At 72.8% G+C, this 21,897-nt stretch carries 21 protein-coding genes; 13 read left to right on the plus strand and 8 right to left on the minus strand.

From position 1 onward, the window contains the following. Positions 1 to 72 precede the first annotated feature (72 nt). Together ACWCV3_RS09785 and ACWCV3_RS09790 are read right to left on the minus strand one after the other, a co-directional pair. Complete coding sequence (locus tag ACWCV3_RS09785; RefSeq protein WP_451220981.1) at positions 73 to 1,275, minus strand: spore photoproduct lyase family protein; 1,203 nt, start codon at positions 1,273 to 1,275, stop codon at positions 73 to 75. A 119-nt stretch (positions 1,276 to 1,394) separates the two neighbouring features. Further along, on the minus strand, positions 1,395 to 1,877 hold the full coding sequence (locus tag ACWCV3_RS09790; protein WP_451220984.1) for a MarR family winged helix-turn-helix transcriptional regulator: 483 nt from the start codon (positions 1,875 to 1,877) through the stop codon (positions 1,395 to 1,397). 147 nt (positions 1,878 to 2,024) lie between these two features. Here ACWCV3_RS09790 and ACWCV3_RS09795 point away from each other — a divergent pair, with 147 nt between their 5' ends. The 6 genes from ACWCV3_RS09795 (at position 2,025) to ACWCV3_RS09820 (ending at position 6,502) form a co-directional block, all read left to right on the plus strand. Next, the gene (locus ACWCV3_RS09795; RefSeq protein ID WP_451220987.1) at positions 2,025 to 2,300 is read left to right on the plus strand and encodes a hypothetical protein; all 276 of its coding nucleotides are present in this window, start codon (positions 2,025 to 2,027) and stop codon (positions 2,298 to 2,300) included. Positions 2,301 to 2,853: 553 nt separating this feature from the next. Further along, the gene (locus tag ACWCV3_RS09800) at positions 2,854 to 4,335 is read left to right on the plus strand and encodes a sulfite oxidase (RefSeq protein ID WP_451221489.1); all 1,482 of its coding nucleotides are present in this window, start codon (positions 2,854 to 2,856) and stop codon (positions 4,333 to 4,335) included. An 81-nt stretch (positions 4,336 to 4,416) separates the two neighbouring features. Next, positions 4,417 to 5,064: a fasciclin domain-containing protein gene (locus ACWCV3_RS09805; protein WP_451220990.1), complete on the plus strand. Its 648-nt coding sequence runs from the start codon at positions 4,417 to 4,419 to the stop codon at positions 5,062 to 5,064. Positions 5,065 to 5,343: 279 nt separating this feature from the next. Next, positions 5,344 to 5,766 carry a hypothetical protein gene (locus ACWCV3_RS09810; protein WP_451220993.1) on the plus strand — a complete coding sequence of 141 codons (423 nt, stop codon included), beginning with the start codon at positions 5,344 to 5,346 and terminating at the stop codon, positions 5,764 to 5,766. A gap of 67 nt (positions 5,767 to 5,833) precedes the next feature. Then, on the plus strand, positions 5,834 to 6,049 hold the full coding sequence (locus ACWCV3_RS09815) for an antitoxin (RefSeq protein WP_451220996.1): 216 nt from the start codon (positions 5,834 to 5,836) through the stop codon (positions 6,047 to 6,049). A gap of 141 nt (positions 6,050 to 6,190) precedes the next feature. Then, complete coding sequence (locus tag ACWCV3_RS09820; RefSeq protein WP_451220999.1) at positions 6,191 to 6,502, plus strand: hypothetical protein; 312 nt, start codon at positions 6,191 to 6,193, stop codon at positions 6,500 to 6,502. Here the strand turns inward: ACWCV3_RS09820 and ACWCV3_RS09825 are convergent. Next, positions 6,490 to 6,915, minus strand: coding sequence for a nuclear transport factor 2 family protein (locus tag ACWCV3_RS09825; RefSeq protein ID WP_451221002.1), 426 nt, complete (start codon positions 6,913 to 6,915; stop codon positions 6,490 to 6,492). The two genes, ACWCV3_RS09820 and ACWCV3_RS09825, sit on opposite strands and share 13 nt — an antisense overlap. A gap of 335 nt (positions 6,916 to 7,250) precedes the next feature. Here ACWCV3_RS09825 and ACWCV3_RS09830 point away from each other — a divergent pair, with 335 nt between their 5' ends. The 3 genes from ACWCV3_RS09830 (at position 7,251) to ACWCV3_RS09840 (ending at position 10,943) form a co-directional block, all read left to right on the plus strand. Then, positions 7,251 to 7,427 carry a hypothetical protein gene (locus ACWCV3_RS09830; protein ID WP_107059607.1) on the plus strand — a complete coding sequence of 59 codons (177 nt, stop codon included), beginning with the start codon at positions 7,251 to 7,253 and terminating at the stop codon, positions 7,425 to 7,427. 114 nt (positions 7,428 to 7,541) lie between these two features. Next, positions 7,542 to 9,128, plus strand: a complete 1,587-nt coding sequence (locus ACWCV3_RS09835; RefSeq protein ID WP_451221005.1) for an FMN-binding glutamate synthase family protein — start codon at positions 7,542 to 7,544, stop codon at positions 9,126 to 9,128. Between the two features lie 87 nt (positions 9,129 to 9,215). After that, positions 9,216 to 10,943 carry a thiamine pyrophosphate-dependent enzyme gene (locus ACWCV3_RS09840; protein WP_451221008.1) on the plus strand — a complete coding sequence of 576 codons (1,728 nt, stop codon included), beginning with the start codon at positions 9,216 to 9,218 and terminating at the stop codon, positions 10,941 to 10,943. Between the two features lie 430 nt (positions 10,944 to 11,373). Here ACWCV3_RS09840 and ACWCV3_RS09845 read toward each other — a convergent pair whose 3' ends face one another. Together ACWCV3_RS09845 and ACWCV3_RS09850 are read right to left on the minus strand one after the other, a co-directional pair. Continuing rightward, a complete protein-coding gene (locus tag ACWCV3_RS09845; RefSeq protein WP_451221011.1) occupies positions 11,374 to 11,610 on the minus strand; it encodes a hypothetical protein in 237 nt (78 codons plus the stop codon). 275 nt (positions 11,611 to 11,885) lie between these two features. After that, positions 11,886 to 12,056, minus strand: coding sequence for a hydrophobic protein (locus ACWCV3_RS09850; RefSeq protein ID WP_451221014.1), 171 nt, complete (start codon positions 12,054 to 12,056; stop codon positions 11,886 to 11,888). 144 nt (positions 12,057 to 12,200) lie between these two features. Between ACWCV3_RS09850 and ACWCV3_RS09855 the strand changes: the two genes are divergently transcribed. From ACWCV3_RS09855 to ACWCV3_RS09865, 3 genes are all read left to right on the plus strand, one after another. Continuing rightward, positions 12,201 to 12,374, plus strand: coding sequence for a CsbD family protein (locus ACWCV3_RS09855; protein ID WP_451221017.1), 174 nt, complete (start codon positions 12,201 to 12,203; stop codon positions 12,372 to 12,374). A gap of 390 nt (positions 12,375 to 12,764) precedes the next feature. Continuing rightward, on the plus strand, positions 12,765 to 14,549 hold the full coding sequence (locus ACWCV3_RS09860) for a PP2C family protein-serine/threonine phosphatase (RefSeq protein WP_451221020.1): 1,785 nt from the start codon (positions 12,765 to 12,767) through the stop codon (positions 14,547 to 14,549). Beyond that, entirely contained in the window at positions 14,546 to 15,010 is a 465-nt protein-coding gene (locus ACWCV3_RS09865) for a response regulator (RefSeq protein WP_451221023.1), read from the plus strand. The genes ACWCV3_RS09860 and ACWCV3_RS09865 overlap by 4 nt, the downstream gene beginning before the upstream one ends. Here the strand turns inward: ACWCV3_RS09865 and ACWCV3_RS09870 are convergent. Beyond that, positions 14,974 to 17,286, minus strand: a complete 2,313-nt coding sequence (locus ACWCV3_RS09870) for an ATP-binding protein (protein WP_451221026.1) — start codon at positions 17,284 to 17,286, stop codon at positions 14,974 to 14,976. The genes ACWCV3_RS09865 and ACWCV3_RS09870 overlap by 37 nt on opposite strands. Positions 17,287 to 17,454: 168 nt before the next feature. On the opposite strand from ACWCV3_RS09870, the gene ACWCV3_RS09875 reads away from it, so the two are divergent. After that, entirely contained in the window at positions 17,455 to 20,466 is a 3,012-nt protein-coding gene (locus ACWCV3_RS09875; RefSeq protein WP_451221029.1) for an ABC transporter substrate-binding protein, read from the plus strand. Here the strand turns inward: ACWCV3_RS09875 and ACWCV3_RS09880 are convergent. Beyond that, on the minus strand, positions 20,463 to 20,858 hold the full coding sequence (locus ACWCV3_RS09880; protein ID WP_451221032.1) for a hypothetical protein: 396 nt from the start codon (positions 20,856 to 20,858) through the stop codon (positions 20,463 to 20,465). The two genes, ACWCV3_RS09875 and ACWCV3_RS09880, sit on opposite strands and share 4 nt — an antisense overlap. Next, positions 20,851 to 21,816: a helix-turn-helix domain-containing protein gene (locus tag ACWCV3_RS09885; RefSeq protein WP_451221035.1), complete on the minus strand. Its 966-nt coding sequence runs from the start codon at positions 21,814 to 21,816 to the stop codon at positions 20,851 to 20,853. The genes ACWCV3_RS09880 and ACWCV3_RS09885 overlap by 8 nt, the downstream gene beginning before the upstream one ends. Positions 21,817 to 21,897: the final 81 nt, after the last annotated feature.

The raw sequence follows: 21,897 nt of genomic DNA on the forward strand, positions 1-21,897 counted from the left end.
CAGGGGCCATGGATTCCCCGGCGCCACGCCGACCGGGTCGCCGGCCCGGACGATCGCGGGGGCGCGCGCCGCTCAGAACGCGTACCGCACCCGCAGCCAGGGCGCGTACGCCGCGACCAGCTCGGTCACCCGCTGAACGCCACGGCGCTTGACGTCGTTGCGGTACCGCACGTTCAGCGCGCCGTTCTCCGAGCGCTTGGCCTGCTGGATCTCCGGGCGCCACAGCACGTCCTCGGCGCGGGGGTGCCAGCGCAGGTTGACGTCGTGGAGCTGACGGTTGTGCGTCAGCATGATGACCTCGGCCGCAGCCTGGGCCTTGACCCGCGCGGGCAGTACGTCGTCGAGGTGGCGCAGCAGCTCCGCCCAGTCCTCCTCCCAGCCGGGCCGCAGCACGACGGGGGAGAGGTTGAAGTGCACCTCGTATCCCGCGTCCAGGAAGTCCCCGGCGGCGGCGATCCGCTCGGCCACCGGGCTGGTCCGCACGTCCAGCAGCCGGGAGTCGCCGGGCGGCATCACCGAGAACCGGATACGGGTCGAGCCGCGCGGGTCCAGGGAGAGCAGGTCACGGTTGACGTACTTGGTGGCGAACGAGGCCATCGCGGTGGGCCACCGCCGGAAGGCCGCGACGAGGTCGGCGGTGTTGTCGCTGATCAGCGCGTCCACCGAGCAGTCGCCGTTCTCCCCCGTGTCGTACACCCAGCGCTCCTCGTCGCACTGGGTGGGCTCCTGCTTCGGGCCGAGGGAGGTGATGTGCCGGTCCAGTGCGTCGACCACGTCCCCGATGTTGGTGAAGACGGTGATCGGGTTCGCGTACCCCTTGCGGCGCGGGACGTAGCAGTACGCGCAGGACATGGCGCAGCCGTTGGACGCGCCGGGCGCGATCCAGTCCGCCGAGCGCCCGTTGGGCCGCACGGTCAGTGACTTGCGCACGCCGAGGACCAGCGTCTGCCGCTTCACCCGGACCCAGCGGTCGGCGTTGCCCTCGTTGCCGTGCAGGTGGGGGATGTTCCAGTGCGAGCCGACCTCGAGTACGCGCGCGCCGGGGAACCGGGCGATGACCTGCCGGCCGCGCGGGGAGAGGGCGGCGGCCGGCTCGGCGTGGATCTCCCGCACGTCGAGCAGCCGGGACACCTGCTCGGGGGTGGCGCCCGGCGCCGGTTCCCCGGTGTGGCGCTCGGTGGGGTGCTCGGCGGTGTGGTCCCCGGCGCCCAGCAGCTCGGTCAGCCCGAAGAGGGCGTCCGGGTCGCCGGAGGCGGGGGAGGAGGTCGGGGACACGGCGGCTCCAGCGGTACGGGGTGTGCGAGGGTCCGGGGTGAGAAGTGACGGCCCGGGTCCCCTCCCGGCGCCGTCCCGCCCCGGTCGAGGGTGTCCCGTCCGCCCGCGCGGGCGTGGGGTCAGCAGTCGGTGGGGGTGCCGGGGGAGCCGCGGTGGGTGGTGCGGGCGACGCGGGTCAGGAGGCGGCGGAGCTGGTCAGCGTCGTCCTCGTCGAGGCCGGCCAGGAGGCGGGCCTCGGCGGTGGAGAGCCGACGGCGGCCGCGCTCCAGCTCAGCCCGGCCCTCCTCGGTCATCAGGACCTGCCGGGCGCGGCGGTCCCGGGGATCGGGGCGACGGGTGATCAGCCCGCGTTCCTCGAGGTCGTCCAGCAGATAGGTCATCACCGTGCGGTCCAGGCTGACCTGCTGCGCCAGAGCGAGCTGGGAGGGCGGCTCGCCCGCCGCCAGGGCGACCAGGACCAGATGGCCGCGCGGACCTCCGGGCAGGCCGGCGACCGAGCTGGCGGCGATCCTGCGAAACGCCGAGGAGACCTGACGGATGGCCCAGCCCAGGTCACTCTCCAGCCCCGAGCCGTCGGCCGCGGCGGTGTCTGAAGCGGTCACGTGGCCAAGGTACGCGGAATCCCGCGTTCGTGCAGATGTTCTTGCGGGCAGAACATCTGCGTCGAACGGATCGCCGGGGGTTCCGCGACGGCACCCGAGACCGACCGGAGCGGACACGGCCGAAACGCTCGCCTCCTCTCCTCGCGCATGAACGCCCCGGTCGCGGTCGTCTACGCCTCCGGCCAGGGCCCCACCCCCGCCGAGGCCATCTCCGCCTGGCACACCTCCGGCCACCCCGATGTCTCCCTGGCCGGCCACCTCCTCGCCCCGGGCCACTTCGCCCGGACCCTGGCCCGTACCCCCGCCCGCTGGACCTCGGCCCCGCTCGGCCCGCTTCCGTCGGTGGCGGAACTGATCCTGCGGCGGTACGACGAGGCGGTGGCTGCGCAGACAGAGGCGACGGATCCGGCCGGGGCCCGCTGAGAGACCCCCGACACGTCACCGAAGGCGAGGCAGCTCCGCTGCGGGCGCATACCGCTGTCTTCGTGCGCCCCGAGGCCCGCGCCCCCTCAGCCCGCCGCGGCTCGGCGCCCCGCACATCGCGCCGACCGGGACCGACGCGCACGAGATCGGCTGCGCCCACCCGGCCGCCGCGTTCCACCCCCGGTGCGCAGGGTCGCCACCTCCCCGCGGTGTGCGGTACGGGCCAACGCATCGAGTCCACGGGCCGGTCGGCGAGCGCCCGGACAACGGCCGTACCCGAAGCGTGCGTCGATGGCCCGACCGGCTGAAAACGCCTCAACGGCGCGGCGGCCGGGACCATATAATCCGTCGCCCAACGCCCCCCGGATTGGTGTGAGATGCGTCTTCACCCGATCTGGGGAAAGCACCAATCCGGCGCCCCGTCCGGCCCCGGATTCCCCGCGTGAGTGAGGAACAGAGCGACCCGAGGACATCACCAGGTCCGGTGCGGACGGCGCTGGGCGCGCTGAGCGGCGTGCTCGCCGGATTCGCCGCGCTGGCGGTGGCCGAACTGATGGCCGCCGGGGTGCGACCGCAGGCCAGTCCGGTCGTCGTGGTCGGCGGGGCCTCCATCGACCAGACCCCGGCCGCGGTCAAGGACTGGGCGATCCGCAACTTCGGCACCAACGACAAGCTGGTGCTCCAGCTCGGCATCCTCGTCGTCCTCGCCCTCCTCGCCCTGGGCCTGGGCGCACTGGCGGTGCGCCGCCGCGTCCTCGGCGCGGCCGGTGTCCTCCTCTTCGGCGTCATCGGCGCGACGGCCGCCGTCACCCGCCCCGACTTCCGGGGCTTCACCGACACGCTGCCCTCCCTCACCGGGGCCGTCGCCGGAGCACTCCTGCTGTACTTCCTCGCCGGACGCCTCACCGCCCCCGTGCGGCGGGCCACCGACGCGGAGTCCGGCACCTGGGACCGGCGTGGCTTCGTCATCGCGGCCACCTCCGCTGCCGCCGCGTCCGCCGTCGTGGGCGGGATCGGCCGGACGCTGAGCGGCAGCCGGGCGGGGGACGCCGTCGCCTCCCGCAAGCAGGTCGTGCTGCCCCGCCCAGGCTCGCCCGCGCAGCCGGTACCGGCGCGGACCGCCCTGCGGGTGGACGGAGTCAGCCCGTTCGTCACGCCCAACAAGAACTTCTACCGGGTCGACACCGCCCTGGTGGTCCCCAAGGTCGACGCCACCGCCTGGAAACTCCGCATCCACGGCAAGGGCGTGACCCGTCCGGCCACCTTCACCTTCGACGACCTGCTGCGCCGCCGGCTCATCGAGCGCGACATCACCCTGACCTGCGTGTCCAACGAAGTCGGCGGCCCGTACGTGGGCAACGCCCGCTGGACGGGCGTACGCCTGGCCGACCTGCTCGCCGAGTGCGGGGTCAAGGCGCCCTCCCGCGGCGGCCCGGCCGACCAGTTGGTCGCCCGCTCGGTGGACGGCATGACGATCGGGACCCCGGTCGAGGACATCATGGACGGCCGGGACGCCATGCTCGCCGTCGGCATGAACGGTGAACCGCTGCCCTTCGAGCACGGGTTCCCGGTACGCATGCTCGTCCCCGGCCTCTACGGCTACGTCTCCGCCTGCAAGTGGATCCAGGACATCGAACTCACCACGTTCGACTCCTACGACCCGTACTGGGTCAAGCGCGGCTGGGCGCGGAAGGCGCCGATCAAGACCCAGTCCCGGATCGACACGCCCAAGCCGTTCGCCCGGCCCGAGTCCGGCACCGTGATGGTGGCCGGGGTCGCCTGGGCGCAGCACCGGGGCATCGGCAAGGTCGAGATCCGGGTGGACGACGGTCCCTGGCAGGAGGCCCGTCTCGCCGCCGAGGACACGCGTGACACCTGGCGCCAGTGGTCCTTCCCCTGGCAGGCCACCAAGGGGTCCCACACCCTCACCGTGCGCGCCACCGACCGCACCGGAAGCGTGCAGACGGAGAAGCGCGCCCGGACCATCCCCGACGGTGCGAGTGGCTGGCACTCCGTCGTCGTGACCGTGGAGTGAGCCCCGCCCGGCTCCCCGCCCTCTGACCAACACCCTCTGTCCCGCAGCCCGTTGCTGCCTTTCGATAACAGGAGAAAACCAATGAACGCTCGCATCCGCCGCACCACCGGTCTCCTCTCGGCCGCCGTCATGCTGCCCCTCGCGCTCAGCGCCTGCTCCGGCAGCGACAGCGACAGCGACTCGGCGAAGTCCGACTCCAAGGCGTCGGCGTCCGCGTCGGCCCCGGAGAGCAGCGCGGGCATGAGCAGCATGGACCAGCCGTTCGGGCCGGCCTGTTCCTCGGTGCCGAAGAACGGTGCGGGTTCCTTCGACGGCATGGCCAAGGACCCGGTCGCCACCGCCGCCTCCAACAACCCGGCGCTGTCCACCCTGGTCACCGCGGTCAAGAAGGCCGGCCTGGTCGACACCCTGAACAACGCCCAGAACATCACGGTGTTCGCGCCGACCAACGACGCCTTCAACAAGATCCCGAAGGCCACCCTGGACAAGGTCCTCGCCGACAAGGCCCAGCTCACCAAGATCCTGACCTACCATGTCGTCGGCCAGAAGCTCGCGCCCAAGGACCTGGAGAACGGCTCCTTCGACACCCTGGAGAAGTCGAAGCTCATGACCTCCGGCTCGGGCGAGTCCTACACCGTCAACGACTCCGCCAAGGTCGTCTGCGGCAACGTCAAGACCGCCAACGCCAACGTGTACATCGTCGACACCGTCCTGATGCCCAAGAGCTGACCCGGACGTACCCGTTCCCGCCCGGGCCGTCCACGGCCCGGGCGGGTCCGTGCCGTACCGATCCCGGAAGGGGGTCCTGTTGACCACGGCCGACGAGAACAGTCCGAGTACCGCACGCGGCGACGTGCTGCGCCGCATCGCCGCCACCCGCCAGGTCAGCGCGAGACGCGGCCTGCTGGAGAGGCTCCCTCGGTGTCGTACGACGAGGGTGCCGAAAAGCATCCGGCGGTGCTGGGTCGGTCCGGGGACGTCGCGGACGGTCGCGACCCCGCTGGGCCCATGACCAAGGACGTGCTCGCCTCGTACCTCCTCACCCACATGCTGGGGCACGGCTGGGACCTCGCGCGAGGGGTGGGCCCCCCGCACATGATCGGCCGGGCGCGGGTGGGCCTGTGCCTGCCGTTCCCGAAGGCGGCGATGCCGCGTGTGGCCGTGGCCCCGGCCGGACTGACGGCCCGATACACCCTGCGGGTCCGGGACGGCGAGATCTTCGGGGTCACCTTCCCCGACGGCACGGTCGAGGTCCTCCCCGGCCCGCCGGAGCGCTCCGAGTGCACCATCCTCACCGAGCCGGTCACCCTCCTCCTCATCGTGCTGGGCCGCGTGGGCCCCTGGCAGACCATGGCGCGCGCCGGCGTACTCGCGTGGGGCCGCAAGCCCTGGCTCGCACCCCGCTTCCCCTCCCTGTTCAGAGCGCCCTGATTCCGGAGGTGATCGACGGGTAGGCGTAGCGGTGAACGACGCACGCACCGACCGCAGGAGGCTTCCCATGAGCAAGATCGGGGATCTGGCGAACAAGGCCAAGGACCTGGCCAAGGGCCACCCTGACCAGGCCGACAAGGGCGTGGAAAGTGCCGAACGGCTGATCGACGAGCGTACGGGCAACAAGTACGACACCCAGACCGACAAGGCCGCCGACGCCATCCGCCGCTCCTACGGCGGCGGCGAGGCCGCGAGGGGCCCGGAAGTCACCCCGGAGCGCTGACGGTCCCGCGGGGCGGTCGAGGGAACACGGAGGGCGGGAGACGCGAGGCGCGTCTCCCGCCCTCTTCCCGTCCGGAGCCGTGCCGGCTGCTGCGGGCGCGCCCCCGCGTCCCCGCCTCCCGGGACGGTGAGAATCGGGGGCATGGCCAAGAACCCGCCCGAGAAGACGCCCGACGGGCACTTCGTCGTCATCGACGGGCGGCGCTGGCGGGCGACGGACCCCGACGTCCCGGAGGATGCCGCCGCTCGGTTGCGGCGGCATCTCATGGCGGGGCGGCGCGGGGTGCGGGACGCCGACGACGCCGAGGCCGAGCGGGTGGCGCGGGGGCGGGTGCACCGAGCCAAAGTGGCGTTGGGGGAGCGAGGGACGCCGTGGTGGGAGCAGTCGGGGGAGGAGAGGAGGCGGCGGTGGGAGGAGGAGCTGGCTCGGCTCGACGCCGATCATCCTGACTGATGCGACTCCGCGTGGGCGAAGAACTCCGCCACGCCTTCGGGGTTCTTCGTGTAGACGTCGATCTCCTGTACCAGGCCGTCCTCGACCCGGTGGACCTCGACCAGAGTCAGCGCGTACTCCTCGCCGGACGATCGGGCCTTCAGCGTTCCGGTGAGGCGGCCGACGATTCCGGCCGGACCCTCGAAGATGTCCGTGCCGGTGACGGTGAAGTCCGCATGCGCCGTGATCCCGCCCAGCACGGCCTCGGCGAACGCCTCGCGGCCCCGGTGCACCCCGCCGTAGGGCAGCCGGTTCGGTTCGTCGATGATCACGTCGGGGGCCAGCCGGACGAGGACGCCCGGCACGTCGCCCTCGCCGAGCGCGGCGTACAGCGCTCGTACGACGTCAGCCGGGCTCTCGTTCTGGTCGCTCATCTCGTCACACCCTCCGGTCGGGAACACGTACCTCGTCTCCTGCCCGCGAAGCCCGGGACCCCCACGGAGTTTCGGCAAGGTTGCCTCCTACGGTGCAGCCGACCCGTTCCCCCCGGCCCGCAGGCCGAGCGGCCCGGACGAGCCGGACATGCCGGGCGTCGCTCCTGTTCACACCGCAACAGGCAGCCGGACAAGCAAGATTGACGTGCCCTCAGAAGCGCGGGGAGGGTGAGGAGTGCGCGAAGGCCGCGCGGTGAAAGGGTGACTGGCACACCCCTTCACGGGCATCAGGTCTGTGTTCCGGAAGACCTCACCCATCCGAAGGGGAGCACATCGTGCTGGCCATCATCTCGGCGGTCCTTTTCTTCATCGCATTCCTGATCAACGCGGCGGACATCTCCACCAACGACACCTTCAGCTCGACCAACGTCATGCTGATCGGTCTCGCCCTGCTGGCCCTGCACGTCGCGGGCATCGGCGCCGGCTGGAGCGCCCGCGGCCGCAGACGCTGAACCACGCCATGCCGGGCAGCCCCGGGGCCGCCCGGCATGGTCGGGTCGAACTCACGTACGTTCCTTACCCGGGGCTCCCGCATGAGAGCCCCGGCAGCGGTTACCGGGAAGCACATGGTGCGTTTCGGAGCCGTGGGCCTCCTTCTGACCGGCGCGGCGGCCGCGGTGTCCGCCGCCGTCCTCGTGTCCCCCTGGTGGTGGTTCGCCGCCGGCGTCCTCGCGGCCCTCGGCCTGCTGGGCAGTCACGACCTGCTCCAGCGCGGCCACACGGTCCTGCGGAACTACCCCGTCATCGGCCACGCCCGCTACCTGCTCGAAGCGATCCGCCCGGAGCTCCAGCAGTACTTCGTCGAGCGCAACTTCGACGGCCGCCCCTACGACCGCGACACCCGCAGCATCGTGTACGAGCGGGCCAAGGGCATCGACGCCGAGGAGCCCTTCGGCAGCGAACGCGACATGTACCAGCGGGGCCACGAGTTCCTGGTGCCGTCGATGGCCCCCGTCGACACCCCCGACACGCCGCCCAGGGTCCGCGTCGGCGGCCCCGACTGCGCGCAGCCGTACGACATGGCGTTGCTCAACGTCTCCGCGATGAGTTTCGGCTCGCTCTCCGCCAACGCGGTCCTCGCCCTCAACACCGGTGCCGCGCGCGGCGGTTTCGCCCAGGACACCGGCGAGGGCGGCCTCTCCGAGTACCACCTGCGCCCCGGCGGCGACCTCGTGTGGGAGATCGGCACCGGCTACTTCGGCTGCCGTACCGAGGACGGCGGCTTCGACGCCGAGCAGTTCGCCGAGAAGGCGGCCCATCCTGCCGTCAAGTGCGTCTCGCTCAAGCTGTCCCAGGGCGCCAAGCCCGGCATCGGCGGCGTCCTGCCCGGCAGCAAGGTCAATGCCGAGATAGCCGAGGTGCGCGGGGTCCCGCAGGGGGAGACGGTGATCTCACCGCCGTACCACCGCGAGTTCCACACCCCCCGCGAACTGGTCCGCTTCCTTGCCAGGATGCGGGAGCTGGCGGGCGGCAAGCCGGTCGGGTTCAAGCTCTGTCCCGGCTCGCGCACCCAGTTCCTCGCCGTCTGCAAGGCGATGCTGGCCGAGGGGATCACCCCCGACTTCGTCGTGGTCGACGGGGCGGAGGGCGGTACGGGCGCCGCGCCGCTGGAGTTCGCCGACCACCTCGGCATGCCGCTCACCGAGGGGCTGATCACCGTCCACAACGCGCTGACCGGCGCGGGGCTGCGCGACCGCGTCCGGGTCGGCGCCAGCGGCAAGGTCGCCACCGGCTCGGACCTGGTCAAGCGGCTGCTCATGGGCGCCGACTACACCAACGCGGCGCGCAGCATGATGTTCGCCGTCGGCTGCATCCAGGCCCAGCGCTGCCACACCAACCGCTGCCCCACCGGCGTCACCACCCAGGACCCGCGCCGCGCCCGGGCCCTCCACGTCCCCGACAAGTCCGACCGGGTCCGCCGCTACCAGGAGGCGACCGTCCGCAGCGCCCAGCAGATCATGGCCGCGATGGGCGTCACCGACCCCAGGGACCTGCGCCCGGAGATGCTGCGCCGCCGGGACACCCCGACCGGTGACTTCCGCTCCTACGCGGCACTCTACGACTGGCTGGCCCCCGGCGAGCTGATCGAACGGCCGCCCGCCGCCTGGGCCGCCGACTGGAAATCAGCCGACCCGGACCGTTTCGCCGGCTGAACCGCAGGCACCCGTACCGGTACGGCGGCACATCGTCCGCCGTACGACACCGGCGGGCCGCAAGGGCCCGCGGAGAGGACGCACTCCATGGCCCGCACCGTCGCCCGTCTCGTCGTCGACACGCTGGAGGAACTCGGCGTGCGCCAGGTGTTCGGCGTCGTCGGCGACGCGCTCAACCCCTTCACCGACGCCATCCGCGCCTCCGGGGCCGTGTCCTGGGTGGGCTGCCGCCACGAGGAGGCCGCGGCCTTCGCGGCCGGCGCCCAGTCCCAGCTCACCGACACGCTCGGGGTCTGCATGGGCACGGTCGGCCCCGGCTCGGTCCACCTGCTGAACGGCCTCTACGACGCCGCGAAGAGCGGTACACCGGTCCTGGCCATCGCGGGCCAGGTCCCGCAGGCGGAGATCGGCACCGACTACTTCCAGGAGGTCGACAACGACCTGCTCTTCAAGGACGTCGCCGTCTTCCGCGCCACCGTCACCTCGCCCGCCCAGCTCCCCGCGCTGCTGGAGGTCGCCGTGCGCACCGCCGTCGGCCGGCGCGGGGTCGCCGTGCTGACCGTGCCCGGCGACGTCGGCGACCAGGAACTGCCGGACGACCGGCCGGTCCGGCTGTCACTGACCGGCTCCGCCAACCGGCCGGACGACCCCGCGCTGGACGAGGCCGCCTCCCTGATCGACGACGGCGGCAAGGTCACCCTGCTCGTCGGCCGGGGAGCGCGCGGCTGCCGAGAGGACGTTCTCGCCCTGGCCGAGCGGCTGGCCGCGCCGATGGTGATCACCCTCAAGGCCAAGGAGGGCTTCGAGGGCGACAACCCCTACCAGGTCGGCCAGACCGGCCTCATCGGCAACCCGGCCGCCGCCCACGCGATGGACCACGCCGACACCCTGGTGCTGCTCGGCACCGACTTCCCGTACCGCGACTGGTATCCGGAGGGGAAGAAGGTGATCCAGGTCGACCGGGTCGCCGAGCACATCGGGCGCCGTGTGCCGGTGGACGTCGGACTCGCGGCGGACGTCGGCCCGACCGTGCGCGGGCTGCTGGAGCGCGTACAGCAGCGCGCGGACCGGGGCCATCTCGACTCGGCGCGCGAGAAGTTCACCAAGTGGCAGGACGGACAGCGGGCCCTCGCCTCGCCCGGCCACGACCGGGGGCTGATCGGCAAGGTCCGCTCCAGGTTCGACAACCGCTCGCACCTCGTCAGGCCCGAGGCGCTGGCCGCGGCGGTGGACGCGGTCGCGGACGAGGACGCCGTCTTCACCTCCGACACCGGCATGGCCACGGTGTGGCTCTCCCGGTTCGTGGAGATGCGCGGCGACCGCCGTCTGCTCGGCTCCTACAACCTGGGCTCGATGGCCAACGCCATGCCGCAGGCGATCGGCGCGCAGATGCTCGACAAGGACCGGCAGGTCGTCGCCTTCTGCGGCGACGGCGGGCTGTCCATGCTGCTGGGCGACCTCATGACCATCCGCACCGAGCAGTTGCCGGTCAAGCTCGTCGTCTTCGACAACCAGCGCCTCGGCATGGTCAAGCTGGAGCAGGAACAGGCCGGGCTGCCGGAGTTCGGCACGGTCCTCGACAATCCGGACTTCGCGGCCGTCGCCCAGGCCCTCGGCATCACCGGTATCCGGGTCACCCGGCCCGAGGAACTGACCGACGCGGTGAAGCGCGCGTTCGCCGAGCCGGGACCCGTCCTGCTGGACGTCCTCACCAACCCGGACGAGATCGCCGTGCCCGGCAGGACGACCGTCCAGCAGGGCTGGGGGTTCGCCATCGCCAAGGTCAGGGAGAACCTGTCGAGTTCGAGCCGCTGAGGGCCGCCTCCCAACCCCCGGGGGATCGGCGCGCGCGTCGGACGCGGTGCGTCGCAAGGCGGAGGGCCGTCGCCGTACTGGACGTTTGCGGGCGATCCGGCAACGCGGCGAGGCGCCGTGACTGCCGTCGCGCGCCCGCCGGGGAATACGGGACAGCCCTTGGCCATGCCTCCCGCCTCGAACAGGGCGTCCGGTCAGGTCATGCCGAAGACCGCGGCCGTGATCCTGGGCTCTGCCGCGACCTGCGGCGTTCGTCCTGTGCAACGTCCGGCCGGCCGAGCAGGCCGTGCCCGAGCACCGGGCGACGCTCGACGCGCTCCAGGAACAGGGGCGGGCTCAGGTGAGCCCGCCCCTCGGCCGTGTCCGGGTCCCTCGCCCCGCCGACTCGTGGCGTGGCGGCGGGGCCGCTGTCGCTGCCTCGTCCGTGCGGTCAGCGGCCGAAGGACACGACGCTGCGCTCGTACTGGCTCAGGGCCTGGCCCAGGCCGAACCAGGTGGCGGGCCAGGTGGCGACGAATATGCCCCACCGGTCGGCCCGGTCCAGACCCTTGCCCTCGACCGCGCGCGAGGTGAACCAGGACGCGACGGACAGACCGATGGCCGCGCAGGCGACGGTGTTGGCGTGCTCGCTGCGCAGACCCTTGTCGTACAGGAACTTGATGATCATGACTCTCCCTCACGGGCTCGACGACACCTGCACCACACTCGGGGCCGGCCGCGGCGGGCGCACGCCGTGCCGGGCAATGGGGTGACGCCGACGGGGAGGGGAACACGGACGCGGGTCGGCCCCGCGGGGGCAGGAGGTGCAGGGTTCCACTGCGGTCCCCCGTGGGGCCGACGTTCTCCTCGTACCCCGCCAAGCGCGGCGATACGCCCGACCCGGACATGGCGAAGTGGCCCGGCCGATTCCGGCCGGGCCACTTCATCGCACGGGGCGTGCCTCTACCAGCGGTACCAGCGGCCCTTGCGGCCGCCACTGCCGGCGGGGCGCACGATGAAGCCGAGCACCCACACGATGAGCACGATCACCGCGACCCACCACAGCGCCTTGAGCGCGAAGCCCGCGCCGAAAAGAATGAGAGCGAGCAGAAGAACCAGAAGCAGGGGAACCATGTTTATCAACCTCCTGACCGCCGAATGCCCGCATCATCGCCGTACACACACATGAATTACATCTGCTTCACCGGGTTTACGGGCGCCGGACGAGGTCATCCGACTCCTCGTCAGGCAACAGCGGCACAGCGAGAGGTGAGCGGCATGAGCGCCAGCGAGAAGGCCAAGGCCACGACCGAGCAGGCGAGCGGCAAGGTCAAGGAAGCCGCCGGCCGCGGGGTGGGCAACGAGAAGCTCGTCGCCGAGGGCCGCGCCGAGCAGGTCACGGGTGACGCCCGCCAGGCCAAGGAGAAGATGAAGGACGCCGCCAAGGACTGAATCCGCGGCCCGTTCCGAGGGGACGGCGTGCAGCGGAACCCGCACCACTGAGGTGCGAGGTTCCACCGCGCGCCGTTCTTTCATGCCCGGCCTTTTCGAATCGTCGCCCATTCGCCATCAAGGGTCGTACGGGATCGTGAAAACCGTGCATTCGGTGCCCGGCGGATTTCTTCCGGCGAATTCCGTGGCCGCTGCGCCCAAGGGCTGTCCCGTAATCCCCGGTGGATCAGCGCGCGGCGGCGGATGCGGTGCGTCGCAAGGCAGAGGATCGCTCTCACACCCGGCGTGTGCGGGCGATCCGACAACGCGGCGAGGTGCCGTAGCCGTCGTCGCGCGCCCGCCGGGGATCACGGGACAGCCCGTAGCATGAGGACCCATGGAGAGACCCGCGTGAACACTCCGGCGAGTCCGTCTGGCCAGGCGCCCGACGCCTGGTGGCGCCGGCTGCACCAGCTGTGGCTGGGCGCCATCGCCGTGGAGGACGTCACCGGCCTAGCGGCACAGGTGTACCAGGCACTCGTCCGACTGCCCGGCGCGGCCGTCGCGGTGGGAGCCCGCTGGGGCGTGGGTGGACCCCGGTACCTGCGCGTGCTGCCGGCGGGCTGCGAGGACCCCGAGACCTGGCTGCCCACGGCTGCCGACTGGCCCGGCGGCCCCGGCCTGCCGCCCACGCTCGACGCCGGCAGTGGCCCCCTCTCCCGTCTGTACGACCTGACCGGGCCGGAGCAGGCCGGCCTCGCGCTGGTGGAGGGCCCGCTGCTCGACTCCAAGGCCGCCGCGGTGCTGGAGTGCGTCTTCCCGCTGGCCACCGGTGACACCGCCGGGCTCTGGGTCGGGCTGGAGAGCCTGCCCGATCCGGTGACCGTCGCCCGGCTCGGGGAGCAGCTCGCGCAGGTGGCCGACGTGCTCATGGCCAGCAACGAGCGCATCCTGGAAGCGCGCTTCGACGAGCGGCGGCAGGCGCGGGACGCCTTCCTCGCCGAGGCGTCGCTCCAGATGGACGCGAGTCTCGACGTACAGGAGACCCTCGGCCGGGTGGCCCGGCTCGCCGTGCCCGCCGTTGCCGAGGGCTGCGCCGTGCACCTCTTCCGCACCGACGGGCGGCTGGAGCCGGTCGCGGTGGCCCATGTCGCGGTCACCGCGCAGGAACGGCTCGCCGGGATCGCGCACGACGACCCCTGGCTGGACGCCACGCTGTGCGCCGGCGCGGCCCGCCGCGACAGCGTGGTGCTGCGCGGCGCCGATCTGGCGGGCGGCCCCTTCGACCCGGCCGCGGCCGACGCCGCCTTCCCCGTGTCCGCGCTCAGCGTCAGCCCGCTGCGCGCCCGCGGCCGCACGCTGGGCACCCTGACCTTCCTCTACGGCGGCGAGGAGGACGGCATCGCCGACCCGCGCACCCTGGAGAACCTGGCCGGCCGCGCCGCCCTCGCCATCGACACCACCACCCTCTACGCCCAGCGGCGCGAGCACGTAAGGCTGTTGCAGCATCACCTGCTGCCCCGCGCGCTGCCCGAGGTCGCCGGTCTCGAACTGAGCGCCGCCTACGAGGTGGGCGACACCAGCCTCGACGTCGGCGGCGACTTCTACGACGTGGTCGCGGCGGACGGCGGGGTCGCGCTGTTCATCGGCGACGTGTGCGGACGCGGCGCGGAGGCGGCAGCCTTCACCGCCCTGGCCCGGCACACCCTGCGCACTCTGCTGGAGGACGGCACCCCGCCCGGCCGCGCGCTGAGCAGGCTGAACCGGGCGCTCACCGACGAGCGCGCCTCCCGCTTCGTCACCGCCCTGGTCATGGTCCTCACTCCCGCCGAGGGAGGCTGGGACGCCGAGATCGCCGCCGCCGGACACCCCTTCCCGCTGCTCCGCCGCGCCGGTGGCGAAGTCGGCGAGGTGGCCGCGCACGGGCTGCTCCTCGGCGTGGTCCCCGGCACCTCCTACGAGTCCGTGCGGGTCCGGCTCGGCGAGGGGGACGCCGTGATGATGTTCACCGACGGTCTGATCGAGGCCCGGTCGGCCGACGGCATCCACTTCGAGGAACGCCTGCCCGCCGCGGTGAGCGAGCTGGCGGGCGGCGAAGACCCCGCCGCCCGGATCGTGGCGGCCGCCTCGGCGTTCCGGCACCTGGGCGACGACGACACGGCCGTGCTGATCGCACGAGTGAAAGGACAGCCATGACAGCGGAGCACGTCCCCGCCAGGCCGCTCGACATGCGGCGCGTACTGGTTCTGGAGGACTCCCAGGAGGACGCCGAGGCCATCGAGCGCGCCGTGTCCCGGACCCACCCCCACCTGCGGCTGGAGTTCACCTCGCAGGGCGATGGGCTGGTCGACCGGCTGCTGGCCGCCCCCGAGGTGCCCGGCATCGTGCTGCTCGACCTCAACATGCCCGGCATGAGCGGCTTCGCGGTGCTGAAGTCGCTGCGCGCCCGGCCGGAGCTGGCCGACATGACCTTGGTGGTCTTCACCTCCTCCACCGCCCCGGCCGAGGTGGACGCCTGCTACGCGGCCGGGGCGGACAGCTACATCTACAAGCCGCTCAACTTCGACCTCTTCCGCACCGTCCTCAAGGGCGCCCTCGACTACTGGCAGCAGGACAAGGGTCAGTCCGCCGGCCCCTCCTCACCCAGCGTGAAGTAGAAGGCGGAGCCCTCACCGGGCGCGCTGCGCAGCCAGAGCCGCCCCTCGTGGCGCTCCACGATGCGCTTGACCACCGCGAGGCCCACCCCCGTGCCGCCCCCGTGCTCGTGCGGGGCGTGCAGGCGGCGGAACAGGTCGAAGACCTCCTCGTGCAGCTCGGCCGGGATGCCGATCCCGTTGTCCCGCACCACCACCGCCGGCACCGGCGAGACGGCGCCCGGCGCCACCGCGTCCTCCATGGTGATCTCCACCGTGCGGTCGGGCCGGTCGGCCGCGTACTTGGCGGCGTTGACCAGGAGGTTCAGCAGGATCTCGTAGACCCGGTCCGGGTCTGCGCTCACCCGGGGCAGCGGCCGGGGACGCACCACCGCCACGCCTTGCTCGGCCAGGCGGGGACCCGCCACCTCCAGGGCGCGGTCCAGGACCTCGTCGAGCGGGACGTCGGTGCGCACCAGTCCCGCCCGGCCCATCCGGGCGTAGTGCAGCAGCGAGTTGAGCAGGTCGTCCATGCGTCCGGCGAGCCGCCGCATCGTCTCGAGCCGGCGCACGCTCGTCGCGTCCAGCCCGTCCGCCGCATCCTCCAGCGTGAAGGTCACGGCGTTGGCGATGCCCCGCAGCGGCTCCTTCAGATCGTGCGCGGCGACATGGGCGAAGGAGTCCAGGTCCAGATTGGTCATCCGCAACTCATCGTTCAGGGCGCTCAGTTCATCGGCGTGCCGGAGCACGAGCCGGGTGAACAGGCGGCCCATCTCCAGCGCGGCGGCCTCGTCCCGGGTGCTCCAGGGCAGGCTGCGGCCCCGCATCATCGAGCGGAAGACCGCGCCCGAGCCGCGCGGGGTCAGCCGCTCCCCGCGAGGGCCCACCAGCACCGGCCGGGCCGGGTCGGCCGCCCAGGCGCGGGGAAGGGGCCGCTCCGCGCGCAGCCACGCCAGGTAGTCGCCGTCCCGGCTCAGCGGCAGCATCAGCACCCCGGCCGGACCGCCCGCCGTGAGGGACACGTCCAGGCCGTCGTCGGCCAGCAGTTCGCCCAGCCGGTCCGTCGCCCACACGTCGCCGGGGCGCAGCCGCGCCGCGTACCGGCCGAGCGCGGCGGCCAGTTCCGCGGGGACCGCCAGGCCCGCCCCGGACGTCCGTCCGCTGCGTACCAGCAGCACGCCGTCGGCGGCCACCAGCCGCCGCAGCTCCGCCTCGTGCCGCAGCAGGGAGCCGTCCACATCGGCGTCCAGCAGCTCCGCCACCGTCGCCGCGTCCCGCCCGGCCCGCTCCAGCGCGTCGGCCCGCTCCCGCTCCTCGATGGCGACCAGCTGCATGGAGAACGCCACACCGAACAGCTCGCACGCCGACCGGACCTCGGGCGCCAGCCGGGTGGGCGTGTCCCCGTGGCAGGCGATCAGCCCCCACAGCCGCCCCTCCCGCAGCAGTGACACCGACATGGACGACCGCACCCCGATGTTGCGCAGGTACTCGAGATGGAACTCCGAGACGGTACGCAGCGCCGACCCCGACAGGTCCAGCGGCTCACCCGTGGCCGGACGGACCGGCGGGAACAGGCGGGAGGTCGGGTCGTCCACGTCCGCGATCACCCGGATCCAGTTCTCCTCGTACAGCCGCCGGGCCTGTGGCGGGATGTCCGTCGCCGGGAACCACAGTCCCAGCCACGGCTCCCGTCCCCCGGCGAGGTCCTCGGCGACGACCTCGCCGGGGCCGTCGGTGCCGTCGAAGCGGTACGCGACCACCCGGTCGTACCCCGTCAGCGCCCGCACCTCGCGGGCCGCCGCCCGGCAGCACTCCAGCACGGTGGTGGCCGACCGCAGCCGCCGCAGCGCCCGCCTGACGCCCTGGTAGAAGCCGGCGAACCGGAGCGCGTCGCCCGGCTCGCGCGGCTCGAACTCCAGCATCACCAGACCGCCGCGGCGGTGCACACCGAGGTCGAAGGAGGACCTCACCGGCCCCGCGCCGGCCGTCACCGGGAAGACCACGGCCACCGAATCGCCCTCCACGGCGGACTCCGTCGCCTCGGCCCAGTCGGCCTCGTCCAGCACCGCCGTCACCGGCCGTCCCACCAGCGCGGAGGCGTCCTGTCCGAGCAGCGCTCCGGTGTTCTCGGCGGCGGTGTCGACCAGCCCGGTCGCCACGTCCACCGCCAGCAGGGTGCCGTACGACTGCACGCCACCCAGCAGGTGAATCCGCTCGGCCACGCACGCCGACAGGTCGAAGCCGCCCGGAACAGACGCCTCCGCTTCGTGTACGCGCCGGGACAACCAGTGCTCGTCCATCCGAGACCCACCTTTTCCGATCGGGCAAAGGGCAATGATGACAAAGCCGCCCTCCACCGGTCCGCTTCCGCCGCCCGATGTCCCTACCGCTGCAGGCTGGTCACATTTGTGCCACTCCCCCTCGCACGGCGCGGCGGCTGGGCAGACTTCACACCACTCCTTGTCCGGATGGAGTGCGAAGTCGACCCCGAGGAGCGCGAGTTGGTGACCCACCTGGGCGGCGCAGACAGCAGACGGCACTACGCGACCACCCCGCGTCTCATCGAGATGCTGGACGCGATCTTCCAGGCGTTCCGGCGCCGCAGCCCGATGGCGCTGCCGGAGTTCGTGATCTACGCGGACGGCGGCTCACCGGAGGGCGACGAGGCCGTGCGCGGCAGCGTCGCCGAGGTGCGGCAGGAACTCCGTTCGCGGGGGGTGCCGTTCGCCGCCGTCCGGCAGTCCGCGCTGGTCGATCCCACCGACGGCGGCAGTCCCATGGTGCGCGCCCTGCGGGTCGTCCAGGCGCTCGGCGGCAAGCCGGCCCGGTCCGGGAGCGAGCCGTACGTGGAGCCGCACGCCTGGCGCGGCGGCGGACGCCAGTACGGCCAGTACACCTTCCCACGCAGCGAGCTGCTCCTCGCCATAGAGAACGTGGTGCGGGAGGCCGGTCCCGGTGCCGAGCCGGACGAACTGGCGCACGGACTGAACCGCACCGGCTGGCGGCCCGGCGGCATCCAGTGGACGGCCCGGCTCCGCGACGCCGCCACCGACGCCTCCCGGACCGTCCCCGCCCTGCTCATCGCGGTCGTCGCGGTCCTGATCACCGACAAGCCCTGGTACGTGACGCTGCTGTTCCTCGCCGTGGTGATGGCCGCGCTGCTGGCGCTGAGCATCCTGCCGGGACGGGCGCCGGTGTTCCTCGGGCTGCGCCGCGAGGTCCGCTGGTTCCTCAGCACCACCTACCTCAACCAGGGCCCGCGCGCCGACCGCGGCGCGGGCCTCACCTGGCGCCTGCTGCGGCTCTGGCCGCCGGGCGCGGTACGCCAGCGGGTCGCCGCCGTGGCCCGTGACATCCAGGACGGCGGCCTCCTCGACGAGCACCGCAGCGGAAGCGGTGACGAGGACGCCCAGCGCCGCCACCTCCAGTTGCGGGTGCACGCCCTGCGCGAGGACCTGCGCGACGCGCACCGCGCCTGGTCGCTGGACCTGCGTGGACGCAAGCGCCCCACCCCGCCGGTGCTCGTCCTGCCGGACGCCACCCCCGACAACGGGCTGATCGAACTCCTGCGCGCCGTCAGCGACATCCGCAGCATCCGGAGCGAACTCGACCCGCTCCTCGTCATCGCCGCCGTACGGCACGAGGACATCGGCCTGCTGGAGCGCAGCTACGCGGCCGGGCCCGCCGTGAGCCACCTCAACGGCTCTGGCGCCGACCTGCCGGCCTGGTACGCGAGCTGGAACCGCGCCCGCCGCGTCAGCCAGTCGCCCAGCCTGGAGGGCCGAACCCTGCCGTGGGTGCTGCGGGTGCCGCTGCCGGAGGGACTGCTGCTCCACCCCGACCTCGGGGTCGGCTCCCCGCGCCGCTCCCGGCTCTCCACCGGGCGCCCCCGCTGGACCTGGCTCTGGTCGCTGCCCGCGCTGGCCCTCGTCCTCGCCGCCGCCGGGCTCGGAGTCGGCGTCCGTGACCACCGGCTGAGCAGCCAGTACTGCTCCAGCGACCTGCGTGGCGCCAACCAGGACACCCGCCGCGTCGAGGCGCCGGGCGGCAAGGGCTCCGAGTGCGTCGGCGTGGCGACCGGCTCGGTCACCTTCCCGGTCGCACGCCGGCTCCAGGAGTTGATCCGCGAGGAGAACACGGCGATCGGCGACAGCGCTCACGTCACCCTAATCTACGCGGGTCCACTCAGCGGACCCGGCCGCGAGGGCGGGAACGACGACCAACTGGTCAAGGGATTCGAGGAGTTGCGCGGCGCCTACGTAGCCCAGCACGCCAACAACGCCTCGCAGCCGGTGAAGCTGCGCCTGCTGGTCGCCAACGGCGGCACGGACATGGCCAGTCAGACCACCATGGCCGAGCGGATCGTGGAGGTGGCGCGCCGGGACCGCACGATCGTCGGCGTGGTCGGCATCGGCCGCGACATGACCGACACGGACAAGGTGCTCGAGACCCTGCGCCAGGCCGAACTCCCCGTCGTCTCCGGCACCAACTCCGGCACCTGGCTGCTCGACAAGCCCAACTTCTTCAACCTGGCCGCCACCGACCAGTGGCAGGTACGGCAACTCCGTCTGGTGGCGCAGCAGCTGCGCGCCCCCGGCACCCACGGCTACGGCACCGCGGGCCGCGCCGTCGTTCTCGGCCGCAGCCCCGTCACCCACGACCGCTACACCCGCGAGCAGATGGACCACGGCGCCCGGATGCTCACCGACGTGGGCTACCGGGTCGACCGGCTTCAGCGGTACGAGCTGAGCGACGGCCGCCCGGTCCTCGGCCGCCAGGTCGACCAGATCTGCCAGGAGGGCGAGGTCCCGAGGGTCGTGTACTTCGCGGGCCGCACCGAGGACGTCAACGCCCTGATGGACGGCATCACCTCCGAGCCCGGCTGCAACGGCAAGCAGATCGCGGTCCTGGCCGGGGACGACCTCTCCCTGGCGGGCTTCGACTCCGAGCGCAGCAGCGTCGCCGCCAACGTCACCCTCTACCACCTGGTCCTCACCGCCCCGGGCACCAAGAACCAGGGCACCATATTCGTCAACAACCTGCGCAAACTCGGCCCAGGCCAGGAGAAGATCCTCGGCCTGAGCGCGGCGACCCCGCAGACCGACCGCGCGCTCAGCGACGGGCAGACGATGCTCATGCACGACGCCACCGAGGTCCTCTACCGCGCCGCGACCGGCGACGGCCGGCCACGTGGCCGCGCCGAGGCGTGGTCCGGCCTCCTGCGCACCAACATCGACAACCTCGCCACCGGCCGCATCGACTTCACCGCCCTCACCCAGGACGACGCCCACGACCAGGGCCTCGAACCGGGGACCCGGGACAACTACGCCATCTCCCTGGTCCGCGTCGCCAACACCGGCGGCGCCCACTACGACCGCACCGTCCTCTGCTCCCGCCGCGCGGGCGACCGGCGCCCCCTGACCGAGAAGGAGTGCGACGTGGACCGCAAGGCCCCGTCGTCCCCGCAACCGCGCCCCTAGTGCTGTGACCGGAGAGGTTCACCGGCTCGCGGCAGCGGCTGACGCCGGTCGCCCAGCTCTGTGAGGAGGAACTGCCGGGCAAGTGAACGGACTTCGGCCCACACCGGAGCCACGGCCAGCGCGTCGGCCCACAGACCGGTGCGGGGCGCGTCCTGCATCCCGTCGAGCCGCCGCGCGATAGCCCGCGCATCGGCGAGAGTTCCGGGCTCACCGCAGCCCCGCTCCACCAGCCCCGCCCAGAGCCGGCAGAGCAGCAGCACCTCCTCGGCCACGGAGCCCGTCTCCACGGCCTGCTCACCCAGCCACGCACGCTGCTCCCCGGGGTCAGCCGCGAGGAGGGTCAAAAAGCGCAGCGCCCAGGTGCGCAGGTGGGAGTCGCCGCGGTCAGTCATGCGAGCACGACCGCATTGCGGTGTCCTCCTCGGGATCTCCGGCCGTGTCGGCGAGTGCCTCGCGCAGCCACGCCTCGGCCGCGCCCGGTGTGGGCTCGGGCGGGGCGCCCGGCGGGGTCGCCAGTTCGGACACGACGTCCCAGTAGTGGTCGAGGCGCGGTTCGCCGGCGAGGACGCCGGTCAGCCGTCGCCGGAAGGCCGTGCCGTCACGGGCACCCCCGGCTTCCGCCCAGGCCGCGACGAACCGGTCCAGCGCCTCACCCCCGGCCGGCGCCCGCCCGGCCCGCAACTGCGGGGCCGCGAGGTCGTACGCCTCCTTCAGTCCGGAGTAGAGGACGGCGGGACGGAAGCCGTCGTCGAACCACCTCGGAGCGGGCGGCCGGTCGAGGAGGCCGGACGGACAGGGTGCCGTGACGATGGCTCGCAGCCGCCCGAAGGCCAGGACGTGCGCCGGGGTGGGGTCGTGGGACGGTGCGGGTACCGCGGTGTCCACGATCCCCGCCAGCAGGGGGGCCGGCAGCCGGGCCGGGAAGAGCCACCGTCTCCAGAAGCGGGCGAGGACGTCGGTGTCCGGCGGGAGGCCCATGGCGCCGATGAGGTCCAGCCGCCGGGCGCGCTCCTGGGGCGAGCAGTCCGTGAGGAGGTGGAGCGCGGCCTCCCGCCAGCGCAGCGCGGTGAGCTGGGGCCGCAGATCGCTCAGGCGGTGCGCCACCAGGCTCTCCAGCGCGTCGTCCCGCTCCAGCGCCCGGCCCACGTCCTGCACCGGCAGGTCGAGAGTGCGCAGGGAGCGGATCATCCGCAGCCGCCCCAGTGCCTCCGGGCCGTAGCGGCGGTGGCCTCCCGAACTGCGGCCGGTCTCGGGCAGCAGTCCCTGGTCGGAATAGAAGCGGACGGTCTTCACGGTGACGCCCGCCCGGGCGGCGAGTTCCCCGATGCTCCACGAAGTACTGCCGGTCACGCCTTGAACCTCCTCCAGGGGGAGTTCCTACGGTAGCGGCGCGCGGCCGGGGACCGGGCCGCGCCGGATGTGTAAGAGGAG

It is taken from the genome of Streptomyces sp. NPDC001781 (genome assembly GCF_053596035.1).